The organism is Paraburkholderia terricola (assembly GCF_003330825.1).
Classification (GTDB): domain Bacteria; phylum Pseudomonadota; class Gammaproteobacteria; order Burkholderiales; family Burkholderiaceae; genus Paraburkholderia; species Paraburkholderia terricola.
The window spans coordinates 1,725,679-1,743,053 of sequence record NZ_CP024941.1 but is presented as its reverse complement, the minus strand read 5'-3'; the positions used below and the strand labels follow the sequence as shown (position 1 = coordinate 1,743,053).

The 17,375-nt window shown below is 66.1% G+C and carries 15 protein-coding genes; 4 read left to right on the top strand and 11 right to left on the bottom strand.

The features are described from left to right. The first annotated feature begins 4 nt into the window (after nt 1-4). Nucleotides 5-715 carry an ABC transporter ATP-binding protein gene (locus CUJ90_RS07920; RefSeq protein WP_114162357.1) on the top strand — a complete coding sequence of 237 codons (711 nt, stop codon included), beginning with the start codon at nt 5-7 and terminating at the stop codon, nt 713-715. Beyond that, nucleotides 712-1,518: an ABC transporter permease gene (locus tag CUJ90_RS07915; protein ID WP_083083625.1), complete on the top strand. Its 807-nt coding sequence runs from the start codon at nt 712-714 to the stop codon at nt 1,516-1,518. The genes CUJ90_RS07920 and CUJ90_RS07915 overlap by 4 nt, the downstream gene beginning before the upstream one ends. 24 nt (nt 1,519-1,542) lie before the next feature. On the opposite strand, the gene CUJ90_RS07910 is transcribed toward CUJ90_RS07915, so the two are convergent. Together CUJ90_RS07910 and CUJ90_RS07905 are read right to left on the bottom strand one after the other, a co-directional pair. Beyond that, nucleotides 1,543-2,091 (bottom strand): DUF6013 family protein, encoded by a 549-nt coding sequence (locus CUJ90_RS07910; RefSeq protein ID WP_073426757.1) that lies wholly within the window; start codon nt 2,089-2,091, stop codon nt 1,543-1,545. 259 nt (nt 2,092-2,350) lie between these two features. Then, nucleotides 2,351-3,367 (bottom strand): zinc-binding alcohol dehydrogenase family protein, encoded by a 1,017-nt coding sequence (locus tag CUJ90_RS07905; protein WP_083083623.1) that lies wholly within the window; start codon nt 3,365-3,367, stop codon nt 2,351-2,353. A 145-nt stretch (nt 3,368-3,512) separates the two neighbouring features. Between CUJ90_RS07905 and CUJ90_RS07900 the strand changes: the two genes are divergently transcribed. Continuing rightward, nucleotides 3,513-4,478 carry a LysR family transcriptional regulator gene (locus tag CUJ90_RS07900; RefSeq protein WP_114162356.1) on the top strand — a complete coding sequence of 322 codons (966 nt, stop codon included), beginning with the start codon at nt 3,513-3,515 and terminating at the stop codon, nt 4,476-4,478. A 5-nt stretch (nt 4,479-4,483) separates the two neighbouring features. On the opposite strand, the gene CUJ90_RS07895 is transcribed toward CUJ90_RS07900, so the two are convergent. From CUJ90_RS07895 to CUJ90_RS07880, 4 genes are all read right to left on the bottom strand, one after another. Continuing rightward, nucleotides 4,484-4,786, bottom strand: a complete 303-nt coding sequence (locus CUJ90_RS07895) for a hypothetical protein (RefSeq protein ID WP_114162355.1) — start codon at nt 4,784-4,786, stop codon at nt 4,484-4,486. A gap of 54 nt (nt 4,787-4,840) precedes the next feature. Continuing rightward, a complete protein-coding gene (gene ligD, locus CUJ90_RS07890; RefSeq protein WP_114162354.1) occupies nt 4,841-7,735 on the bottom strand; it encodes a DNA ligase D in 2,895 nt (964 codons plus the stop codon). A 94-nt stretch (nt 7,736-7,829) separates the two neighbouring features. Beyond that, nucleotides 7,830-8,843, bottom strand: coding sequence for a non-homologous end joining protein Ku (gene ku, locus CUJ90_RS07885; RefSeq protein WP_114162353.1), 1,014 nt, complete (start codon nt 8,841-8,843; stop codon nt 7,830-7,832). 130 nt (nt 8,844-8,973) lie between these two features. Continuing rightward, nucleotides 8,974-10,227: a cytochrome P450 gene (locus CUJ90_RS07880; RefSeq protein WP_114162352.1), complete on the bottom strand. Its 1,254-nt coding sequence runs from the start codon at nt 10,225-10,227 to the stop codon at nt 8,974-8,976. 371 nt (nt 10,228-10,598) lie between these two features. Between CUJ90_RS07880 and serB the strand changes: the two genes are divergently transcribed. Next, nucleotides 10,599-11,438 carry a phosphoserine phosphatase SerB gene (gene serB / locus CUJ90_RS07870; protein ID WP_114162351.1) on the top strand — a complete coding sequence of 280 codons (840 nt, stop codon included), beginning with the start codon at nt 10,599-10,601 and terminating at the stop codon, nt 11,436-11,438. 248 nt (nt 11,439-11,686) lie between these two features. On the opposite strand, the gene CUJ90_RS07865 is transcribed toward serB, so the two are convergent. The 5 genes from CUJ90_RS07865 to rimO form a co-directional block, all read right to left on the bottom strand. Beyond that, nucleotides 11,687-12,871 carry a cystathionine beta-lyase gene (locus CUJ90_RS07865; RefSeq protein ID WP_114162350.1) on the bottom strand — a complete coding sequence of 395 codons (1,185 nt, stop codon included), beginning with the start codon at nt 12,869-12,871 and terminating at the stop codon, nt 11,687-11,689. Between the two features lie 143 nt (nt 12,872-13,014). Then, nucleotides 13,015-13,698 carry a hypothetical protein gene (locus CUJ90_RS07860; RefSeq protein WP_114162349.1) on the bottom strand — a complete coding sequence of 228 codons (684 nt, stop codon included), beginning with the start codon at nt 13,696-13,698 and terminating at the stop codon, nt 13,015-13,017. A gap of 71 nt (nt 13,699-13,769) precedes the next feature. Further along, nucleotides 13,770-14,954: a beta-ketothiolase BktB gene (bktB, locus tag CUJ90_RS07855; protein WP_073426768.1), complete on the bottom strand. Its 1,185-nt coding sequence runs from the start codon at nt 14,952-14,954 to the stop codon at nt 13,770-13,772. A gap of 68 nt (nt 14,955-15,022) precedes the next feature. Continuing rightward, the gene (locus CUJ90_RS07850; RefSeq protein ID WP_114162348.1) at nt 15,023-15,970 is read right to left on the bottom strand and encodes a sugar kinase; all 948 of its coding nucleotides are present in this window, start codon (nt 15,968-15,970) and stop codon (nt 15,023-15,025) included. A 3-nt stretch (nt 15,971-15,973) separates the two neighbouring features. Continuing rightward, nucleotides 15,974-17,365, bottom strand: a complete 1,392-nt coding sequence (gene rimO, locus CUJ90_RS07845) for a 30S ribosomal protein S12 methylthiotransferase RimO (RefSeq protein ID WP_073426770.1) — start codon at nt 17,363-17,365, stop codon at nt 15,974-15,976. Nucleotides 17,366-17,375 lie beyond the last annotated feature (10 nt).

The window sequence follows — 17,375 nt, the reverse complement described above, 5'->3', positions numbered from 1 at the left end:
ACTCATGACCGATGTTCCGTTCGTGCTCGCCGACGGCATCGTCCGGCGCGACGCCTTGCGCGGCCAGACGCTGCTGCAGCCCACCACCTTCGCGTTGCATGCGGGCGACCGCGTCGCGATCACGGGGCCGTCGGGCTCCGGCAAGAGCGTGTTGCTGCGCGCCCTCGCCCTGCTCGATCCGCTCGATGCGGGGCGCATCGTGTGGCATGGCAGGCCAGTCGAACGCGCGGCGATTCCGCGTTACCGGCGCAACGTCGCCTATATTCGCCAGCGGCCCGCGCTGCTCGACGGCAGCGTTGAAGACAATCTGCGCTACCCGTTCGAGTTGCGCACCTATCGCGACGTGCGCTTCGATCGCGCGCGAGCGGCAAGTCTCGTGGCAGCGGCCGGCCGCGGCGACGATTTTCTCGACAAGCGCGCGAGCGAACTGTCCGGCGGCGAGGCGCAGATCGTCGCGCTGATTCGCGTGTTGCAGCTTGCACCGGAAGTGCTGCTGCTCGACGAGCCCACCGCGTCGCTCGACCCGGAGTCGTCGCATGCGATCGAGGGTTTGGTGCGCGCCTGGTTCGATGCCGATCCCGGCCGGCATGCGTCGATCTGGGTATCGCACGATCCGGCCCAGGCCGCGCGCATGAGCGAGCGGCGTCTGACAATGCGCGCCGGCATGCTCGACGAACCCACGGTCACGCCCGCGCAGGAGGCGTTCCGCCAATGACCTTGCAAACCCTGAGTCTCTGGGACCTCGCGATCGCGGCGCTGCTGATCGTCGTGAACGGCGCGGTGTCGGTGGCGCTCAAGCTCGATCTCGAACGCAAGCTCGCGTGGGCGGCGCTGCGCACCGTCGTGCAGTTGCTCGCGATCGGCTACGTGCTCGGCTGGGTGTTCCGCTACAGCCACTGGTTCGTGGTGTTGCCGCTGATGATCGTGATGACGCTGATCGCCGGCTTCGCGGGCGCGCAGCGCGGCAGCCGCTCCTATGCCGGACAGCGCGCGGATAGCGTGCTGTCGATCGGGTTCAGTTCGTGGCTCGTCGCCGCGATCGGCCTCTTCGTCGTGATCCGCATTCATCCGTGGTACGAGCCGCAGTATGCGATTCCGATTCTCGGCATGATCCTCGGCAATACGCTGACCGGGGTCTCGCTCGGCATCGAACGGATGACCGAGGAACTGACCGCGCGGCGCGACCGCGTCGAGATGGCGCTCGCGCTCGGCGCGACGCGCTGGGAAGCGGCGCGGGCGCCGGCGAGCCAGGCGGTGCGCGCGGGCATGATGCCGACGCTGAACCAGATGGCCGTGGTCGGCGTGGTGAGCCTGCCCGGCATGATGACGGGCCAGGTGCTGGCCGGCCAGTCGCCGTTGCAGGCGGTGCGTTATCAGATCGTGATCATGTTTCTGATCGCCGCCGCGTCGGCGCTCGGGACGGTCGGCGCGGTGCTGCTCACGTACCGGCGGCTCTTTTCGGCGGAGCACCGGTTTCTGTCGTCGCGGCTGGTGGAGCGCGCCGCGGCGCGGCGCTGAATGCGGCTCGCCGCGGACGGGGCCTCAACGCTTCGCGCTGACCGTCACTTCGGTGCCGTCGGCCAGCGTGAGCTTCTTCGTGCTGCCGTTGGTCGGCATCGTAAAGCGCAGAATCTGGCTGACGGCCACGTCGTTCGGACATTGGAGCGTCTTGCCGCCGCTCGTCACCGACTTCACGCCGCGCGGCGTGCGCGCCTGGAAGCTCAGTTGCACGGTTGCGGTGCCGTCGCTCGCCACCACCGGCGCGAAGCGGATCTGCGTCTGACGGATCATCGCGCCGTTGGTGTCGAGTGGCAGCGACGAATAACTCGGGCACGCATCGCTCACCGGAACCGGCCCGCCCGGCGGTACGGTTTTCCACGTGAAGTCGTCCGATTCGCCGGAGCGGATCGTGCGGGTTTCCTGTGAATTGCCGAACTGTTTCGACGTGACGCGAACCGTGTAGCGGATCGGACCGTCGGGCGCGGACTGCGACGTCACCGTGATCGGCGTGGCCGCATGGGCCGCCGGCACGAACGCGCAAGCGAGAGAAGCGACAACTGAAACGGCGGAGAGTTTGAAGCGGTAGCTCATACTGTCACCTCGTTGTTGTGCCGCTGCGCGCTCGCGTGAGTGCTGCGTGGGTGCTACCGCCTGAGCGAAGCATCGTGGCTGCGCAGGTTCATGCCGGGTCGATGGTGCTTGCGCATTCACCAGCCGGGCCGCGAGACACGCAACTGTTTTTGCATGATGCGCCACCAGTCTAACGCCAAGCGACGCCGCGCGCGCTGCGCGCGGATCGGGTGTTAACCCCCTTGCGGTAAGCCGTTTTTTGCCGGCCGATCGCGACGCTTCAGAAGCCCGTCAGCACCAGCTTGCCGATCGCGCGGCCTTCTTCCAGCAGTCGATGCGCGCGGCGCAGATTCTGCGCGTCGATCTTGCCGAGCTGCTGGCCGACGGTGGTGCGCAACGTCCCGGCGTCGACGAGACGCGCCACTTCCGTCAGCAGCTTGTGCTGCTCGATCATGTCGGGCGTGCCGAACATCGAACGCGTGAACATGAACTCCCAATGGAATGCGGCGCTCTTCGCCTTCAACAGTTCGACCGGCACCGGCCGGCTGTTTTCGACGATCGTGCAAATGCCGCCCTGCGGCGCGACGACCTCGGCCGCGGCGGGGAAATGGCGGTCGGTGTCGTTGAATATCAGCACGTAATCGACCTGCCCGATGCCGAGCTGTTTCAACTGCGCGGGCATGTCGCCGAAGTGATCGACGATGTGATCCGCGCCCAGCTCCGTCGCCCACTTCGCCGACTCGGGACGCGAGGCCGTCGCGATCACCTTCAGCTTCGCCAGTTGTTTGGCCAATTGAATGCCGATCGAGCCGACTCCCCCCGCGCCGCCGACGATCAACACCGTGCGGCCTTCATCCGCGCCTTGCGGCGACACGCCGAGGCGATCGAACAGCGCTTCCCATGCGGTGATCGCGGTCAGGGGCAGCGCCGCCGCGTGCGTGAAATCGAGCGACGCCGGCTTGCGCCCGACGATGCGCTCGTCGACCAGATGGAACTCGCTGTTCGCGCCCGGCCGCGTGATGCTGCCGGCGTAGAACACGGGATCGCCGACCTTGAACAGCGTGACTTCCGGTCCGACCGCGACCACGGTGCCGGCGGCGTCCCAGCCGAGAATGCGCGGCGCCGTTTCGACCGTGTCTTTCGGCGCGCGCACCTTGGTGTCGACCGGATTGACGGAGATCGCCTCGACCTTCACGAGCAAGTCGCGGCCGGTGGCTTGAGGTTGCGGGATCTCGACGTCGATCAGCGCTTCGGCTTGATCGATCGGCAAGTAGCGATAGAGACCTACGGCTTTCATAAGAAGCTCCTGTTGGTTCGGATGAAGATGCGCTTGAGAATCCGGGACGGCGACGGCAACCGATCCCATCGGCGTCATCCTAGGCGCCTTCTTATTTTTATAAAACCGTCATAATGACTGAAACATCTTTTTGAATTTCAGAAGAATGAATCGTCCTGCTCCATCCGCCCACGCACCTTCCACTGAACGCGAACGGCTCGATCTGCTCGACGTCGCGTTGTTCGTGCGCGCCGCCCTGCTCGCCAATGTGTCGGCGGCGGGGCGTGAGTTCGGGTTGTCGGCGGCGGTCGCGAGTTCGCGCATCGCGCAACTGGAAAAGCTGCTGGGCGCGCGGCTTTTGCACCGGACCACCCGCCGCATCAGTCTCACGCAGGACGGCGAAGTGTTCATGACGCGCGCCGAGGCGCTGCTCGACGCGGCCGCCGCCGCGCGCGCCTCGGTGGGCCGCGCGCAGGCCGAACCGCAGGGGCGCGTGCGAGTGTCGATGCCGTCCTCGTTCGGGCGGCAGCACGTGTCGCCGGTAATCAGCGAATTTCTGCGCCGCTATCCCGGCGTGAGCGTCGATTTGCGGCTGACCGATCACCTGGTCGATCTGGTCGACGCGGGAATCGACGTGGCGATCCGCGTCGGCGTGCTCAAGGATTCGTCGCTGGTGGCGCGGCGCCTGGCGGTCAACCGCCGGGTGCTGTGCGCGGCGCCCGCTTATCTGGCCGCGCGCGGCACGCCGCATCATCCGTCGGATCTCGCGCGGCACGAATGCATGATCCTGTCGGACCAGCGCGACTGGGCGTTCATGACCCCCGCCGGCCCGCTCGACGTGCGCGTGAGCGGTCGGCTCGTCACTGATAACGGCGAGGTGATTCGCGACGCGCTATTGGCCGGTTTCGGCATCGCGCTCAAATCGACCTGGGACGTGGCGCCCTATCTTCGCAGCGGCGAACTGGTGCGCGTGCTCGACGCGTATCCGCTCGCCGAGGAAGTGGCGATCTGGGCGGTGTATCCGAGCCGCGCGTTCGTGCCGCCGAAGACGCTCGCATTCATCGAATTCCTCGCGGCGCATTTCGGCGATCCGCCGTATTGGGATGCCGAGCCGAGCGGCGGGATTCGCTGAAGGGATCACCGCTTGCCGCGCCCGCCGCCTCCCGCCTTGCCCTCGGAATTCACATCGGCGTGCGCGTCGTTCTGCGTCTTTTGCTGATAGTCGCCGCCGCCGCGGCGGTCGGTATCCTGCAGTCCCCGTTCGATGTCGCGATGCGCCTGCTTGCCGACACGCCGCGGATCGTCCTCGTGCTGCGATTCCGGGCTCTGATCGGTTTCATGCGGTAGCGGCGCGGCCACGTCCTCCAACGAACGCGGATGCTTTCGGGCATGCGGATCGGCTTGCTTGTCGCCGTCCGACGATTGCGGTGCGGTCTTCATGGCTTGCTCCTTTGCGTATGGAATCAGGACGGAATGAGAACGGCGGCAGCGCGCTCACTTCGCGCCGTCCAGACGTTTTTTCATCGCCGCGGTAATCCGCTGACGCGTCGTCGGGTAGTCCGCCCAGGGGTCGCCTGCGAGGTCGGCGAGCCGCTCGTGCAGGTTCTCGATATTCCATTGATCGCCGGCCGTGGTGCTGGCGACTTCGTCCCACGACAGCGGCACCGAGACGCCCATGCCCGGCCGCGCGCGCGCCGAGAACGCGACGATCGTGCTCGACCCGCGGTTGTTGCGCAGATAGTCGACGAAAATTTTCTGCTTGCGATTCTGCGCGCCCATCTTCGCGCTGAAGTACTTCGGCAGCGTGGCCGCCATATGCTGCGCGACGGCTTGCGAAAAGCCCTTCACTTCGTCCCAGCCGGCCTGCCTGGCGAGCGGCACCACCACATGCAGTCCCTTGCCGCCGCTCGTCTTGCAGAACGACGTGAGACCGAGCTCCTCCAGCAGCGAGCGCGTGAGCTGCGCGGCCTCGATCATCCGCTCCCAGCCGAGCGACGCGTCGGGGTCGAGATCGAACACCATGCGATCGGGCTTCTCGATGTTCGACGCCACCGCATTCCAGGTATGAAACTCGACGGTGCCCATTTGCGCGGCGCCCACCAGCGCCCCGATGGTTTCGACGGTGATCAGCGGCGGATGGCCGGGGTCGAGCCCGGGATGCTGCGTGATGTTCGGGATCGACAGCTTCTGGCTGTGCTTCTGGAAAAACAGCTCGCCGCCGATGTCCTCGGGCGCGCGCACCAGCGATACCGGCCTGTCCCGCAGATACGGCAGCATCCAGTCGGCCACCGATTCGTAGTACCGCACGAGGTCGATCTTGCGCGTGCCGGTGCTTTTGTCGATCACGCGATCGGGATGAGAGACGCGCACGCCGGCGACTTCGGAGGCAGTCGAGGCGGCTTTCGATTTCGCCGTGGCGGTTTTGGCGGCCGAGGTTTTGGCGGCTGAGGTTTTGGCGCCGGACGTTTTCGCGGCCGTGGTTTTGGCGCCGGACGTTTTTCCTGCCTGCTTCGCACGCGTGTCATCCGGCTCGGACACGGCGTTTGCTTCGGCCCGTCGCGCCGCGCGTTTCTTCGGCGCGGCGGCGGACGCGGTATCGGTTTGCTGTTGCACGTCGGCTCCTTTGCGGGGTGCTTCCTTGACGATCTGGCTCGCCGGCTTGTCGTTGCGCAGACTCACGAACGACGCCTGGCGCACGATGCCGTCGCTCGTCCACTCGGCGAAGTTGCATTCGGCGACGAGTACGGGTTCGACCCAATGCACCGGCGTGCGACTGCGCTCGCGCGGCGGGGCCGCGAACGGCATGCGTTGGGTTTCGTGCGCGTCCAGCTCCTTCTTCACCGAGCGCAGCAACGCGGCATCGAAGCCCGTGCCGACGCGCCCGGCGTATTGCAGCTTGCCCTTGCTGTCGTGAACGCCGAGCAGCAGCGCGCCGAACGCCGCGCGGCTGCCGGACGGTTCCGAATAGCCGCCGATCACGAACTCCTGGCGGCGCCGGCACTTCAGCTTGATCCACGCGGACGAGCGTCCCGACATATAACCGCTGTCGCGCCGCTTGCCGATGATGCCTTCGAGCGCCATGTCGCATGCGCTCTTGAGCAGGTCCTCGGCGCTGAATTCGAAATCGTTCGAGAAGCGCAGCACGTTGTCGTCGACGCCTTCCAGCAACGCGCGCAGGATCGCGCGGCGCTGTTGCAGCGGCACGCCGCGCAAGTCGTAACCGTTCAGAAAAGGCACGTCGAACAGATAGATGGCGATGTCCTGCGGACGGTTCGAATCGAACGCGTTCTGCAGCGCCTGAAAACTCGGCACGCCGTTCTCGTCCAGCACCACCGCCTCGCCGTCGAGCCATGCGGTTTCGAGGTCGAGCTGTTCGAGCGCCTTGACCTGCTTGCTGAACTTCGTGGTCCAATCGTTGCCCGCGCGCGTGAATACCTTCACCGCGCCGCCCTTCGTGCCGTGGTCGATGCGCGCCAGCACGCGGTAGCCGTCGAACTTGATCTCATACGACCATTGATCGCCGGGCGGCGCGCTGTCGACCAGCGTCGCCAGTTGAGGCTTGAAGGTGGCGGGCAGCTTCGCCTCGACCGCGCCTTCGATCGACGGCGACACGGCGAGCTCACGCAGCGACTGCGCGCTGCGCGTCGCCACGATGTCGGGTCGTTTCGGATCGCCGCGGCTCGCGCGGTTCGATGAAGCGGTCCTGGCGGCGGCGCTCCTGCCGGTCCGGCTCGTGCTCGTCGCTTCCTTCGCCGCGGACGCGCGTTTCGCCGTCTTCGCGCCCTTCTGCGCCGGCGCGCTTCCATCGAGCACGCTGCCGGGTCGCTCCTTCAGAATGTCGTACTCGCTTTCATCGCGCGCTTCGTCGTCGCGCTCCTTGATCAGCAGCCACTGCTCCTTGTCGCCGCTGCCGCGCATGTGGCTGCGCACCAGCGTCCAGCCGCCGTGCAGCTTGTCGCCGTGCAGGATGAATTTGAGCTTGCCGGCCGCGTAGGTTTTGGCCGCCTGCGCCGCGCCGCCGACCGGCTCCCAGGTGCCGCGGTCCCACACGATCACGGTGCCCGCCCCGTAGTTGCCAGGCGGAATCTCGCCTTCGAACGAGCCATACTCGACCGGATGATCCTCGACATGCACGGCGAGCCGCTTCACCGACGGGTCCAGACACGGCCCCTTCGGCACCGCCCACGACAGCAGCGTGCCGTTCAGTTCGAGCCGGAAGTCGTAGTGAAGCCGCCGCGCGTGATGCTCCTGAATCACGTAGGACAGCGCCTCGTTCGACTCGCGCGCACTCGTCTTGCGGCCGGCGCGCTTGCGCGCGCTCGTGCCCGCGGGCTCCGGCGTTTCGTCGAAGCGGCGCTTGCGGTTGTAGAGATCGAGCCTGTCGTTCATGGGGATGACGTCATCGCGGGTTGGGTGGCGCGGTTCATCTCACTGTTCCTCTCGCGGTTCCTCTTTCTAACCTCCAGGATCGGGCGCTCCGCGCTCACGCGGCCGCGCGGCGTTTGCGGGCGGCCGGCGCGGTCTTGCTGCCGGAACGGCCGCTGGCACGAGTGCCGCCGCCGCGCGTCGCGCGCGTCGTCTTCGGCTTCTTGCGAGCGGGCGTGGCGCTGGCATCGGTATCCTCGTCGGCCTCTTCGTCGTTGGCCTCAGCTTCCTCATCGTCCGCGGCACGCTTGCGTCCACCGGACGCCGGCTTGCCCTTGCCGCGCCCCAGGCTGCGCTTGAGCAGATCGGACAGATCGAGAATGTCCGCCGACTGACGCGACTCGCGCGGCGTTTCGACCTCCGTGATTTCCTCGGTCTTGCCCGCGCGAATCTTGCGATCGACGAGCGCCATGATGTCGTCGCGGAAGGTGTCGTGGTACTGCGACGGATCCCACTTGTCGCTCATGTCGTCGATCAATTTTTTCGCCATGTCGAGTTCGCGCGCGCTGACGCCCGCCGCCTTCACGCCTTCGGCCGGCAGCTTGAACTGGTCGAAGTCGCGCACTTCGGCGGCCCAGCGCAGCGTGTTCAACGCGAGGACCGGACCGAGCGGAATCAGCGCGGCGAGATGCTGCTTGTTGTGCAGCACGACGCTCGCCACGCCGACCTTGCCCGACGCCTTCATCGCTTCGCGCAGCAACGCGTAGACCTTTTCGCCTTTGCGATCGGGCGTGAGGAAGTACGGCGTGTCGAGAAAGAGGAACGAGATGTCGGCGGCGTCGACGAACGCAAGGATGTCCACCGTCTGCGTCGACTCGGGATTCGCCGCGCGAATCTCCTCGTCCGAGAGCACGACGTACTTGTCCTTTTCGTACTCGAAGCCGCGCACGATGTTATCGCGCGTCACATCCTTGCCGGTGCGCTTGTTGATCTGCTTGTAGCCGACCGGGTCGATCGTGCGCTTATCCAGCAGATTGAAGCCGACCTTCTCCGACTGCGTTGCCGGGTACAACTGCACCGGCACGTGAACGAGGCCGAAGCTGATTGCGCCCTTCCAGATCATGTGTGCCATCGTGCGCTCCCCAAGGCCCAGGTCTTTACGCGAAGCAGCAAGCGTGCCACGGGTTTTGCGCTGACGCGGGACGCCGCGAGGCCGGGCGCGCCGCGCATCGGCTGTAAGTCTTGCGCCGCGTCGGCAAAAGCTACGGCGTTCGGCGTGCCGCCGGGTCGAGTTCCACCGGCACTTCGGCGAAGCCGCGAAACCGCACGCGACCGCCGCGCGTCGGCTCGCCGTGCAGCCGATAGGCCGGAAAGCGCTGCACGAAGCGTCCGATGGCAATGCGCGCCTCGAGCCGCGCGAGCGACAGCCCGGCGCACTGATGAATGCCGAAGCCGAACGCCAGATGCCGGTTCGGAGCGCGGCGGATATCGAAGCGGTCCGGCTCCGCGAATTGCTCCGGGTCGCGATTGGCGGCGCCGATGCACAGCGTGACGGGCGTGCCGCGCGCCACGGGAACGCCGCCGATTTCGGCGTCGAGCGTCGCGATGCGGTTGCCGAGCTGGTTCGAACTCTCGAAACGCAAACATTCCTCGACCGCCGATTCGATCAGCGACGGCTCGCGCAGCAACGCGGCGCGCTGTTCGGGCCACTCGGCGAGCGTGACGAGGCCGTTGCCGATCAGATTGGTCGTCGTCTCATGCCCCGCGTTCAGAATGAAGATGCAGTTTTGCAGCAATTCGGCTTCGGACAACTGCTCGCCGCCCTCCTCGCCCTGGATCAGACGCGTGAGCACGTCGTGCAGCGGGTCGCCCGGCTCGCGCCGGCGTTGCGCCACGAGGCCGCGCAGATAGTCGACGAATTCGCTCACCGCGCGATTGCCGCGTTCGAGTTGCGCGTCGCTGAGCGACGGTTCGAGCGCGCCGAGAATCGCCAGCGACCAGTCGCGCAACGGCGCGCGCTCGGCATGCGGCACGTCGAGCAGATTGCCGATGATTTCCACCGGAATCGCCGACGCGAATTCGCCGATCAGATCGATGCGGCCGCGTTCGGCGGCGGCGTCGAGCAAGCCGTCGACGAGACGCACGAGCCCCGGCTCCATCGCGGCAATCGCGCGCGCCGTCAACGCGCCGGCGATCAGCTTGCGCACCCGCGTATGACGCGGCGGATCGTTGAACACCAGACTCGTCGTGTGATGCGCGTAAAGCGGCGAGTCGCCGTACTTCGGCCTGAATTCGACGGTCTTGTCGGAACTGAAGGTTTTCGGATCGCGGTAGACCGCTTGAACGTCGCGAAAGCGCGTCAGAAACAGCGAACCGTCGGGCATGCGCTTGACCGGTTCGTGCGTGCGCAGCGCGTGGTAGACCGGATAGGGGTTTGCGTAAAACTCGGGACTGAGCCGGCGCAAGTCGAAGTCGCGCGCGAGGGCGGCTGCGTCGCTGGTGGTCGCGGGGGGCATGCGTTGTCTCCGGTGCTTGTCGTGGTTTTGATTTTGCGCCTGGTTTGCGCAACGCTACTCGCGCCGCTGTCTGCCGTGCGCAACCTACCGCGCGCGATGCGCGGCGACAGACAGGCTCGACGCGTGCAAGCGCTGCGGGCATGGTTGGCTGCGTTGGCTGCGTTGGCTGCGTTGGCTGCGTTGGCTGCGTTGGCTGCGTTGGCTGCGTTGGCTGCGTTGGCTGCGTTGGCTGCGTTGGCTCGTCAGTATGAACCGGCTGCCGAGGGATTGCATAGGCGGGCCGCCGTGGCGCACCTCGTCGAACCGTTACAATAGCGGGATTTTCCGCGCGCGCCGCGCGCCCGTCCTTTCCTGCGTCACTCGCGTCGCCAATGAACCTCGTCATCCAAAGTCCCGCGCCTCTTTCCGCCGATCATCACAAAACGCTCGTCGCGCTCGCGCGCGGTTCGCATGCCGCCGCCATCGACTCGAACGCGATCCGCATCGCCGGCGCAAGCGAAGCGCAGCGCGCCGACCTCGACGTGTATTGCGGCACGCATCAACTGGACTACGCGTTCGTCGAAGCGGGCCGCAAGTTGCAAGACTTCGGGCTGGTCGCGATGGACATGGATTCGACGCTGATCACGATCGAATGCGTCGACGAAATCGCCGATTTCTGCGGACTGAAAGCGGAAGTGTCCGCGATCACCGAGGCCGCGATGCGCGGCGAGATCAAGGACTTCAACGAAAGCCTGACGCGCCGCGTGGCGCTGCTCAAGGGCCTCGACGCAAGCGCGCTCGAGCGCGTTTACGAAGAACGGCTGCAACTCTCGCCGGGTGCGCTGCAGATGCTTGCAGGCGCGAAGGCCGCCGGTTTGAAAACGCTGCTGGTGTCGGGCGGGTTCACGTTCTTCACCGAAAAGCTGAAGGCCCGTCTCGGCCTCGACTTCACGCGTGCGAACACGCTCGAAATCGTGGACGGCAAGCTGACCGGCAAGGTAATCGGCGAGATCGTCAATGCAGACGTGAAAGCAGCGATGTTGCGCGAGACCTGTGCTCAACTGGGCATCGAGCCGACCCGCGCGATCGCGATGGGCGACGGCTCGAACGATCTGAAGATGATGGCCGCAGCGGGACTTTCCGTTGCATTCCGCGCGAAGCCCGTGGTGCGCGAAGCGGCCAGCGTGGCCTTCAATTTCGTGGGACTGGACGGGCTGCTGCGCCTGTTCTAATGCCGATGTGCTGCGCTGGCCGTGGCGATGACGGCCAGCATCAGAAGCGCATCCAGAAGAAAAGATTCATCGAAGCTCACGATCGTGCCGCAACCGTTAGTCAGGATGCGCGCCATCGTAGCGGCGTGATGGAAGGTTGAACATTCAGCCGAACGGCCAGGCTCAATGGCTATATCGACAAAGTAAAAACCCCATCGGGAACACGTCTCGATGGGGTTGCTCGACGACCGGCCGACAGCGTCGGAAGTCTATCCAAGCGCCGTCAGACAACGTTCGATATCCGCGCGCAAATCCGCTTCTTCCTCCAGGCCGATGTAGAAACGCACCAGCGTGCCGCGGTGCGGCCACTGCCCTTCGGCGCGCATCGACGCGACCTCGTAAGGCATCGCGAGACTGTGCGCGCCGCCCCAGCTCCAGCCGAGCGAAAAGAGTTCGAGCGACTCGCAGAACGTATCGATTTGCGCCGCGCTATACCGGCCGTCGAACACCACGGAGAACAAGCCGCCCGCGCCCGTGAAATCGCGCCTGAAAAACTCGTGGCCCGGACAGTCGGAGAGCGCCGGATGCAACACGGCGGCGATCTCGGGCCGAGTCTTCAGCCAGTTGGCGAGGCCGAGCGCCGCGCGGTCGTGCTGGGCAAAGCGCAGTTGCATGGTCGGCAGGCTGCGCAGAATCAGCGAGCAATCGTCCGACGACACGCCGATGCCCATGCGCATGCGGGCCGCCTTCAGCTTCAGGTGCAGGTCGCGCTCGACGGTGATCGTCGCGCCCATCAGCACGTCGCCGCCGCCCGATTGATACTTGGTGAGCGCCTGCACCGAAATATCGACGCCGTGCTCGAACGGCTTGAAGCCGAGCCCGGCCGACCACGTATTGTCGATGGCGGTGACGACGTTGCGCGCACGTGCCACGGCGGTGATGGCGGGCACGTCGGCCACTTCCATCGTCACCGAGCCGGGGGCTTCGAGCCAGATCAGGCGCGTGTTCGGCTGGATCAGAGCGGCGATGCCCGCTCCTATCATCGGGTCGTAGTAGCGCACCGTCACGCCGAAATCGCGCGCCAGCCAATCGCCGTGGTCGCGGTTCGGCGAGTAGACGTTATCGGGAATCAGCACGTCGTCGCCGGCCTTGCAGAGACCGAAATACACATTCGAAATCGCCGACAGACCCGAGGGCTGCAGCAGCGCGTGATTGCCGCCTTCGATCGTGGCGAGACGCTGCGCCAGCGCGAGCGAGGTCGGCGTGGCGTGCAGGCCGTAGCGCCACTGCGCGTCGTTTTTCCAGTCGAGCGCGCGCATGGTGGCGAGGTCGGGGAACACGACCGTCGAGGCCCGCGTAACTGGCATCGAGAACGACTCGAAGCCCGGCGTGAGCTGGTCCTCGGCATGCACGATGCGGGTTTGCAGAGCGCGTTTGAGTTTGGATTGCGTCATGGTGAGATCGAATTAGAAGCTGACAAAAATGATGGAGGCGCGCCGCGTCGGGCCGCGCGCGCCGTACCCGCAAGAGTAGACGAGCCGGCGGCATGTCGCCTGAGCTTGAGCGCGCGAGCCGTCCGGCTCGCGCGGCAGTGGCTTCACTCGCCGGTTTGCAGGTTGCTGACGCCGCCCACGGGGTGACCGCCGGCTGCAGCCGCCGAAGCGCCATGGGGGGGAGCCGCAGCGCCGCCGACCGGGTCTCGCGGCGCCGCGGCGGCCTTCTTCGCCGCGATCGCCGGCGCGCCGGCAGCCGGCACCGCCTGCCCCGCCGCCAGCCGCTTCAGATCGAACGGCTGCGGATCGGAATCGTCGACGTTCATCCGCTCGCCCGCCACCGAGCCGTCGGCGGCGAACCTGCCGACCCAATTGCCGGTGATATGCGTGCCGTCGTTCGACTCCTCGACTTCGAGGGTGTCGCCGTCGCGATCGCCCGCGATCAGGATCACTTCGCCGCTATCGGTGTACTGATACTCGCCGTGCACGCCGGACGGATCGTCGGTTTTCGCGCCGAGCCGCAGCACGATCTGACGCGCGCCCAGCATGCCGGCGTAGCGCGGAAATCTGGCGAATTCAGGGCTCGGCTTGAGCGGCAACTGAATCGGCGCAGGCGCCGCCAGTTCCTTGACGGCGTCGCTTTCCGCCCATGCCTGCGCGGGCACCCAAGCCGCCGCGCCCGCACACAGCAAGGCGGCGGCACCGAGCACGCGCCGAAGTAAGTGCCCTTGTGGGGCCGTCCAACCGCGCCGACGCACCGCGCCCGACATCGCTTCCAATTCCCGCATCCGTTTCTTCCTTATTGCTGATACTGCCCGATACCTGTGACGGCATGCGTGCCGCGCATTCCCGCCGAACCTCAGATTCTTTCGAAGATCGCCGCGATGCCCTGCCCGCCGCCGATGCACATCGTGACGAGCGCGTAACGGCCGCCCACCCGTTGCAATTCGTAGAGCGCCTTGACGGTGATCAGCGCACCGGTCGCGCCGATCGGATGGCCGAGCGAAATGCCCGAGCCGTTCGGATTGACCTTGGCCGGATCGAAGCCGAGTTCCTTGCTGACCGCGCACGCCTGAGCGGCAAACGCTTCGTTCGCCTCGATCACGTCGAGGTCGGCGACCGTCAGCCCGGCTCGCTCCAGCGCCTTGCGGGTGGCCGGCACCGGGCCGATGCCCATATAAGCCGGATCGACGCCGGCATGCGCATACGACACCAGGCGCGCCAACGGCTTGATGCCGCGCTGCTCGGCCACGCCGCGTTCCATCAGCACGACGGCGGCCGCGGCGTCGTTGATGCCGGATGCGTTGCCGGCCGTGACCGTGCCGTTTTCCTTCGCGAACACCGGCTTGAGCTTCGAGAAGTCTTCGGGCGTGGCGTTCATGCGCGCGTGCTCGTCCGTGTCGAACACGACGTCGCCCTTCCTCGACGCAATCGTGATCGGCAGGATCTGTTCCTTGAAGTAGCCGCTCGTGATCGCATTGGCCGCGCGGCGATGCGATTCGAGCGCGAGCGCGTCTTGCGCCTCGCGCGAAATGTCGTACTTGCGCGCGACGTTTTCGGCGGTCACGCCCATATGGATCGACTGGAACGGATCGTTCAGCGCGCCGACCATCATGTCGACGAGGCGCGCGTCGCCCATGCGCTGACCGAAGCGCGCGGCGGGCATCGAATAAGGCGCGCGGCTCATGTTTTCCGCGCCGCCGCCGATCGCGATGTCGGCGTCGCCGAGCAGCACGCTTTGCGCGGCCGACACGATCGCCTGCAAGCCCGAACCGCACAGGCGGTTCACCGTCAACGCGGGCGCATGCTGCGCGACACCGCCGTTGATCGCGGCCACGCGCGCCAGATACATGTCTTTCGCTTCGGTATGCACGACGTTGCCGAACACCACGTGACCGACTTCGTCGCCCGAAACGTTCGCGCGCGCCAGCGCTTCACGCACGACGCGTGCGCCGAGATCGGTCGGCGGAAAATCCTTCAGGCTGCCGCCAAAACCGCCGATTGCGGTACGCACACCGCTCACCACCACTACGTCCCGTTGCATCGCTCGCTCCTCTTCAGTCTCTCGAGATGAATGTGCCTTGGCGGGCCGCACGTCGCGGTACGTTGCGATCAGCCCGCCAGGATGTGTTCGACCGTGGCCCGCGAAGGAATCGGCGCGACCGCGCCATAACCTTGCGTCGACAGCGCGGCGGCGACGTTCGCGTAACGCGCCGCTTCAAAGGGATCGTCGCCCGCGATGAGGCGCGCGATGAACGCGCCGCCGAAGCAGTCGCCCGCGCCGGTTGCGTCGACCGCGTTGACGAGGTGGCCCGGCACGACACGCCGTTCGTCGGGTGTCGCGATGTACGAGCCGTCCTTGCCGAGCTTGAGCGCGACCACGCGCGGACCGTGCGACAGCAGGTAATCGACGATCTCGTCGCGCCCGGTCAAGCCGGTGAGTTCGGTGACGTCGTCCCAGCTCGGCAGGCAGATGTCGGTCTGACGGATCGCTTCGAGCATCACCGCGCGTGCTCTCGCGAGCGGCCACAGCTTCAGACGCAGGTTCGTATCGAAACTCACACGCACGCCGTTCGCGCGCGCATGCGCGATCGCTTCCAGCGCCGCGTCGCAAGCGCTCAGGCTGATCGCAAGGCTGATGCCGGAAAGATGGACGACCTTGGCCGCGGCGATCGCCTCGAGCGGCAGATCGTGCGGCGCGTAGCGGCTCGCGGCGGAGCCGGCGCGCAGATAGTCGAACGCATGGCCGTTGGGACCGTGCGAGACGAAATACACGCCGGTCGACGCGCGTTCATCGACGCGCACGAGCGATGTGTCCACCTGCTCGCGCTCCCACAGATCGATCAGCAAACGCCCGAAATGATCGCTGCCGACCGCGGACACGAAGCCGGTCCGCGCGCCCTGCCGTGCGGCCGCGATACAGAAGTTCGACGTATCGCCGCCGAAGCCTTGCAGATAGTTCGGCTGGTCTTTCGCCGACTGGTTGAATTCGATCATCGCCTCGCCGAGCGCGAGGATGTCCGGGGTATGGGTTCCCGGCATACGAAGGCTTGCCGTCATCGCTTACACCTCGCCCCACAGATCGTGGCCGTCGGCGCCGGTGATCTTCACCGAGACGAAATCGCCCACCTTGTAGCGCTTCGACGCCTTCGTGGTCGGCGCGATATACACGACGCCGTCGATCTCCGGCGCATCCGCCGCGGTGCGGCCAATGCCGCCGTCGGCGTTGATCTCGTCGACCAGCACCTTCAGCGTCTTGCCGACCTTCCTTGCGATGCGCTTCGCCGACACTTCCTCGGCGACTTCCATGAAGCGCGCGCGGCGCGCTTCACGCACTTCGTCGGGCAACGCGCCGTCGAGTTCGTTGGCGGTGGCGCCTTCGACCGGCGAATAGGCGAAGCAGCCGACCCGATCCAGTTCCGCCTCGCGGATGAAATCGAGCAGCGTTTCGAACTGCTCCTCGGTCTCGCCCGGAAAGCCGGCGATGAACGTGCTGCGGATCGTCAGGTCGGGACATGCCGCGCGCCAGGCCTTCACGCGCTCCATCACTTTTTCGGCATTGGCCGGACGCTTCATGCGCTTGAGCACTTCGGGATGCGCGTGCTGGAACGGCACGTCAAGATACGGCAGGACGTGGCCCTTATACGGGCCTTCGGCCATCATCGGAATGACTTCATCGACGCTCGGATACGGATACACATAATGCAGGCGCACCCACGCGCCGTATTGCGCGGCGAGTTCGCCGAGCGCGCCGACCAGATCGGTCATGCGCGTCTTGATCGGCTTGCCGTTCCAGAAACCGGTGCGGTATTTCACGTCGACGCCATAGGCGCTCGTGTCCTGCGAAATCACCAGCAGTTCCTTCACGCCCGACTTGAACAGATTCTCCGCTTCGAGCATGACCTCGGCGACCGGGCGCGACACGAGGTCGCCGCGCATCGACGGGATGATGCAGAACGTGCAGCGGTGGTTGCAGCCTTCGGAAATTTTCAGGTACGCGTAGTGGCGCGGCGTGAGCTTCACGCCCGCGGCCGGCACCAGATCGACGAACGGATCGTGCGGCTTCGGCAAATGGTTGTGCACCGCCTGCATCACCTCGCCCACCGCGTGCGGGCCGGTCACGGCCAGCACCTTCGGATGCACTTCCTCGATCAGGCCCGAGCCGCTCGCGCTTTTCTTCGCGCCCAGGCAGCCGGTGACGATCACCTTGCCGTTTTCGCTGAGCGCCTCGCCGATCGCGTCGAGGCTTTCCTGGACTGCTTCGTCGATGAAGCCACACGTGTTGACGACCACGAGGTCGGCACCGTCGTAAGTGCCGGAAATTTCGTAACCTTCGGCGCGCAACTGCGTGATGATCTGCTCGGAGTCGACCAAAGCTTTAGGACAGCCGAGGCTGACAAATCCGACCTTCGGAACGGAAGGCGTCGGCGTGGCGGGGGAACGGGTTTGCGACATAGGTGGGGTC

Coding starts and splice junctions, on each gene's coding strand:
- CUJ90_RS07920 (WP_114162357.1), top strand. CDS start 5: ATGACCGATGTTCCGTTCGTGCTCGCCGACGGCATCGTCCGGCGCGAC.
- CUJ90_RS07915 (WP_083083625.1), top strand. CDS start 712: ATGACCTTGCAAACCCTGAGTCTCTGGGACCTCGCGATCGCGGCGCTG.
- CUJ90_RS07910 (WP_073426757.1), bottom strand. CDS start 2,091: ATGAGCTACCGCTTCAAACTCTCCGCCGTTTCAGTTGTCGCTTCTCTC.
- CUJ90_RS07905 (WP_083083623.1), bottom strand. CDS start 3,367: ATGAAAGCCGTAGGTCTCTATCGCTACTTGCCGATCGATCAAGCCGAA.
- CUJ90_RS07900 (WP_114162356.1), top strand. CDS start 3,513: ATGAATCGTCCTGCTCCATCCGCCCACGCACCTTCCACTGAACGCGAA.
- CUJ90_RS07895 (WP_114162355.1), bottom strand. CDS start 4,786: ATGAAGACCGCACCGCAATCGTCGGACGGCGACAAGCAAGCCGATCCG.
- ligD (WP_114162354.1), bottom strand. CDS start 7,735: ATGAACGACAGGCTCGATCTCTACAACCGCAAGCGCCGCTTCGACGAA.
- ku (WP_114162353.1), bottom strand. CDS start 8,843: ATGGCACACATGATCTGGAAGGGCGCAATCAGCTTCGGCCTCGTTCAC.
- CUJ90_RS07880 (WP_114162352.1), bottom strand. CDS start 10,227: ATGCCCCCCGCGACCACCAGCGACGCAGCCGCCCTCGCGCGCGACTTC.
- serB (WP_114162351.1), top strand. CDS start 10,599: ATGAACCTCGTCATCCAAAGTCCCGCGCCTCTTTCCGCCGATCATCAC.
- CUJ90_RS07865 (WP_114162350.1), bottom strand. CDS start 12,871: ATGACGCAATCCAAACTCAAACGCGCTCTGCAAACCCGCATCGTGCAT.
- CUJ90_RS07860 (WP_114162349.1), bottom strand. CDS start 13,698: ATGCGGGAATTGGAAGCGATGTCGGGCGCGGTGCGTCGGCGCGGTTGG.
- bktB (WP_073426768.1), bottom strand. CDS start 14,954: ATGCAACGGGACGTAGTGGTGGTGAGCGGTGTGCGTACCGCAATCGGC.
- CUJ90_RS07850 (WP_114162348.1), bottom strand. CDS start 15,970: ATGACGGCAAGCCTTCGTATGCCGGGAACCCATACCCCGGACATCCTC.
- rimO (WP_073426770.1), bottom strand. CDS start 17,365: ATGTCGCAAACCCGTTCCCCCGCCACGCCGACGCCTTCCGTTCCGAAG.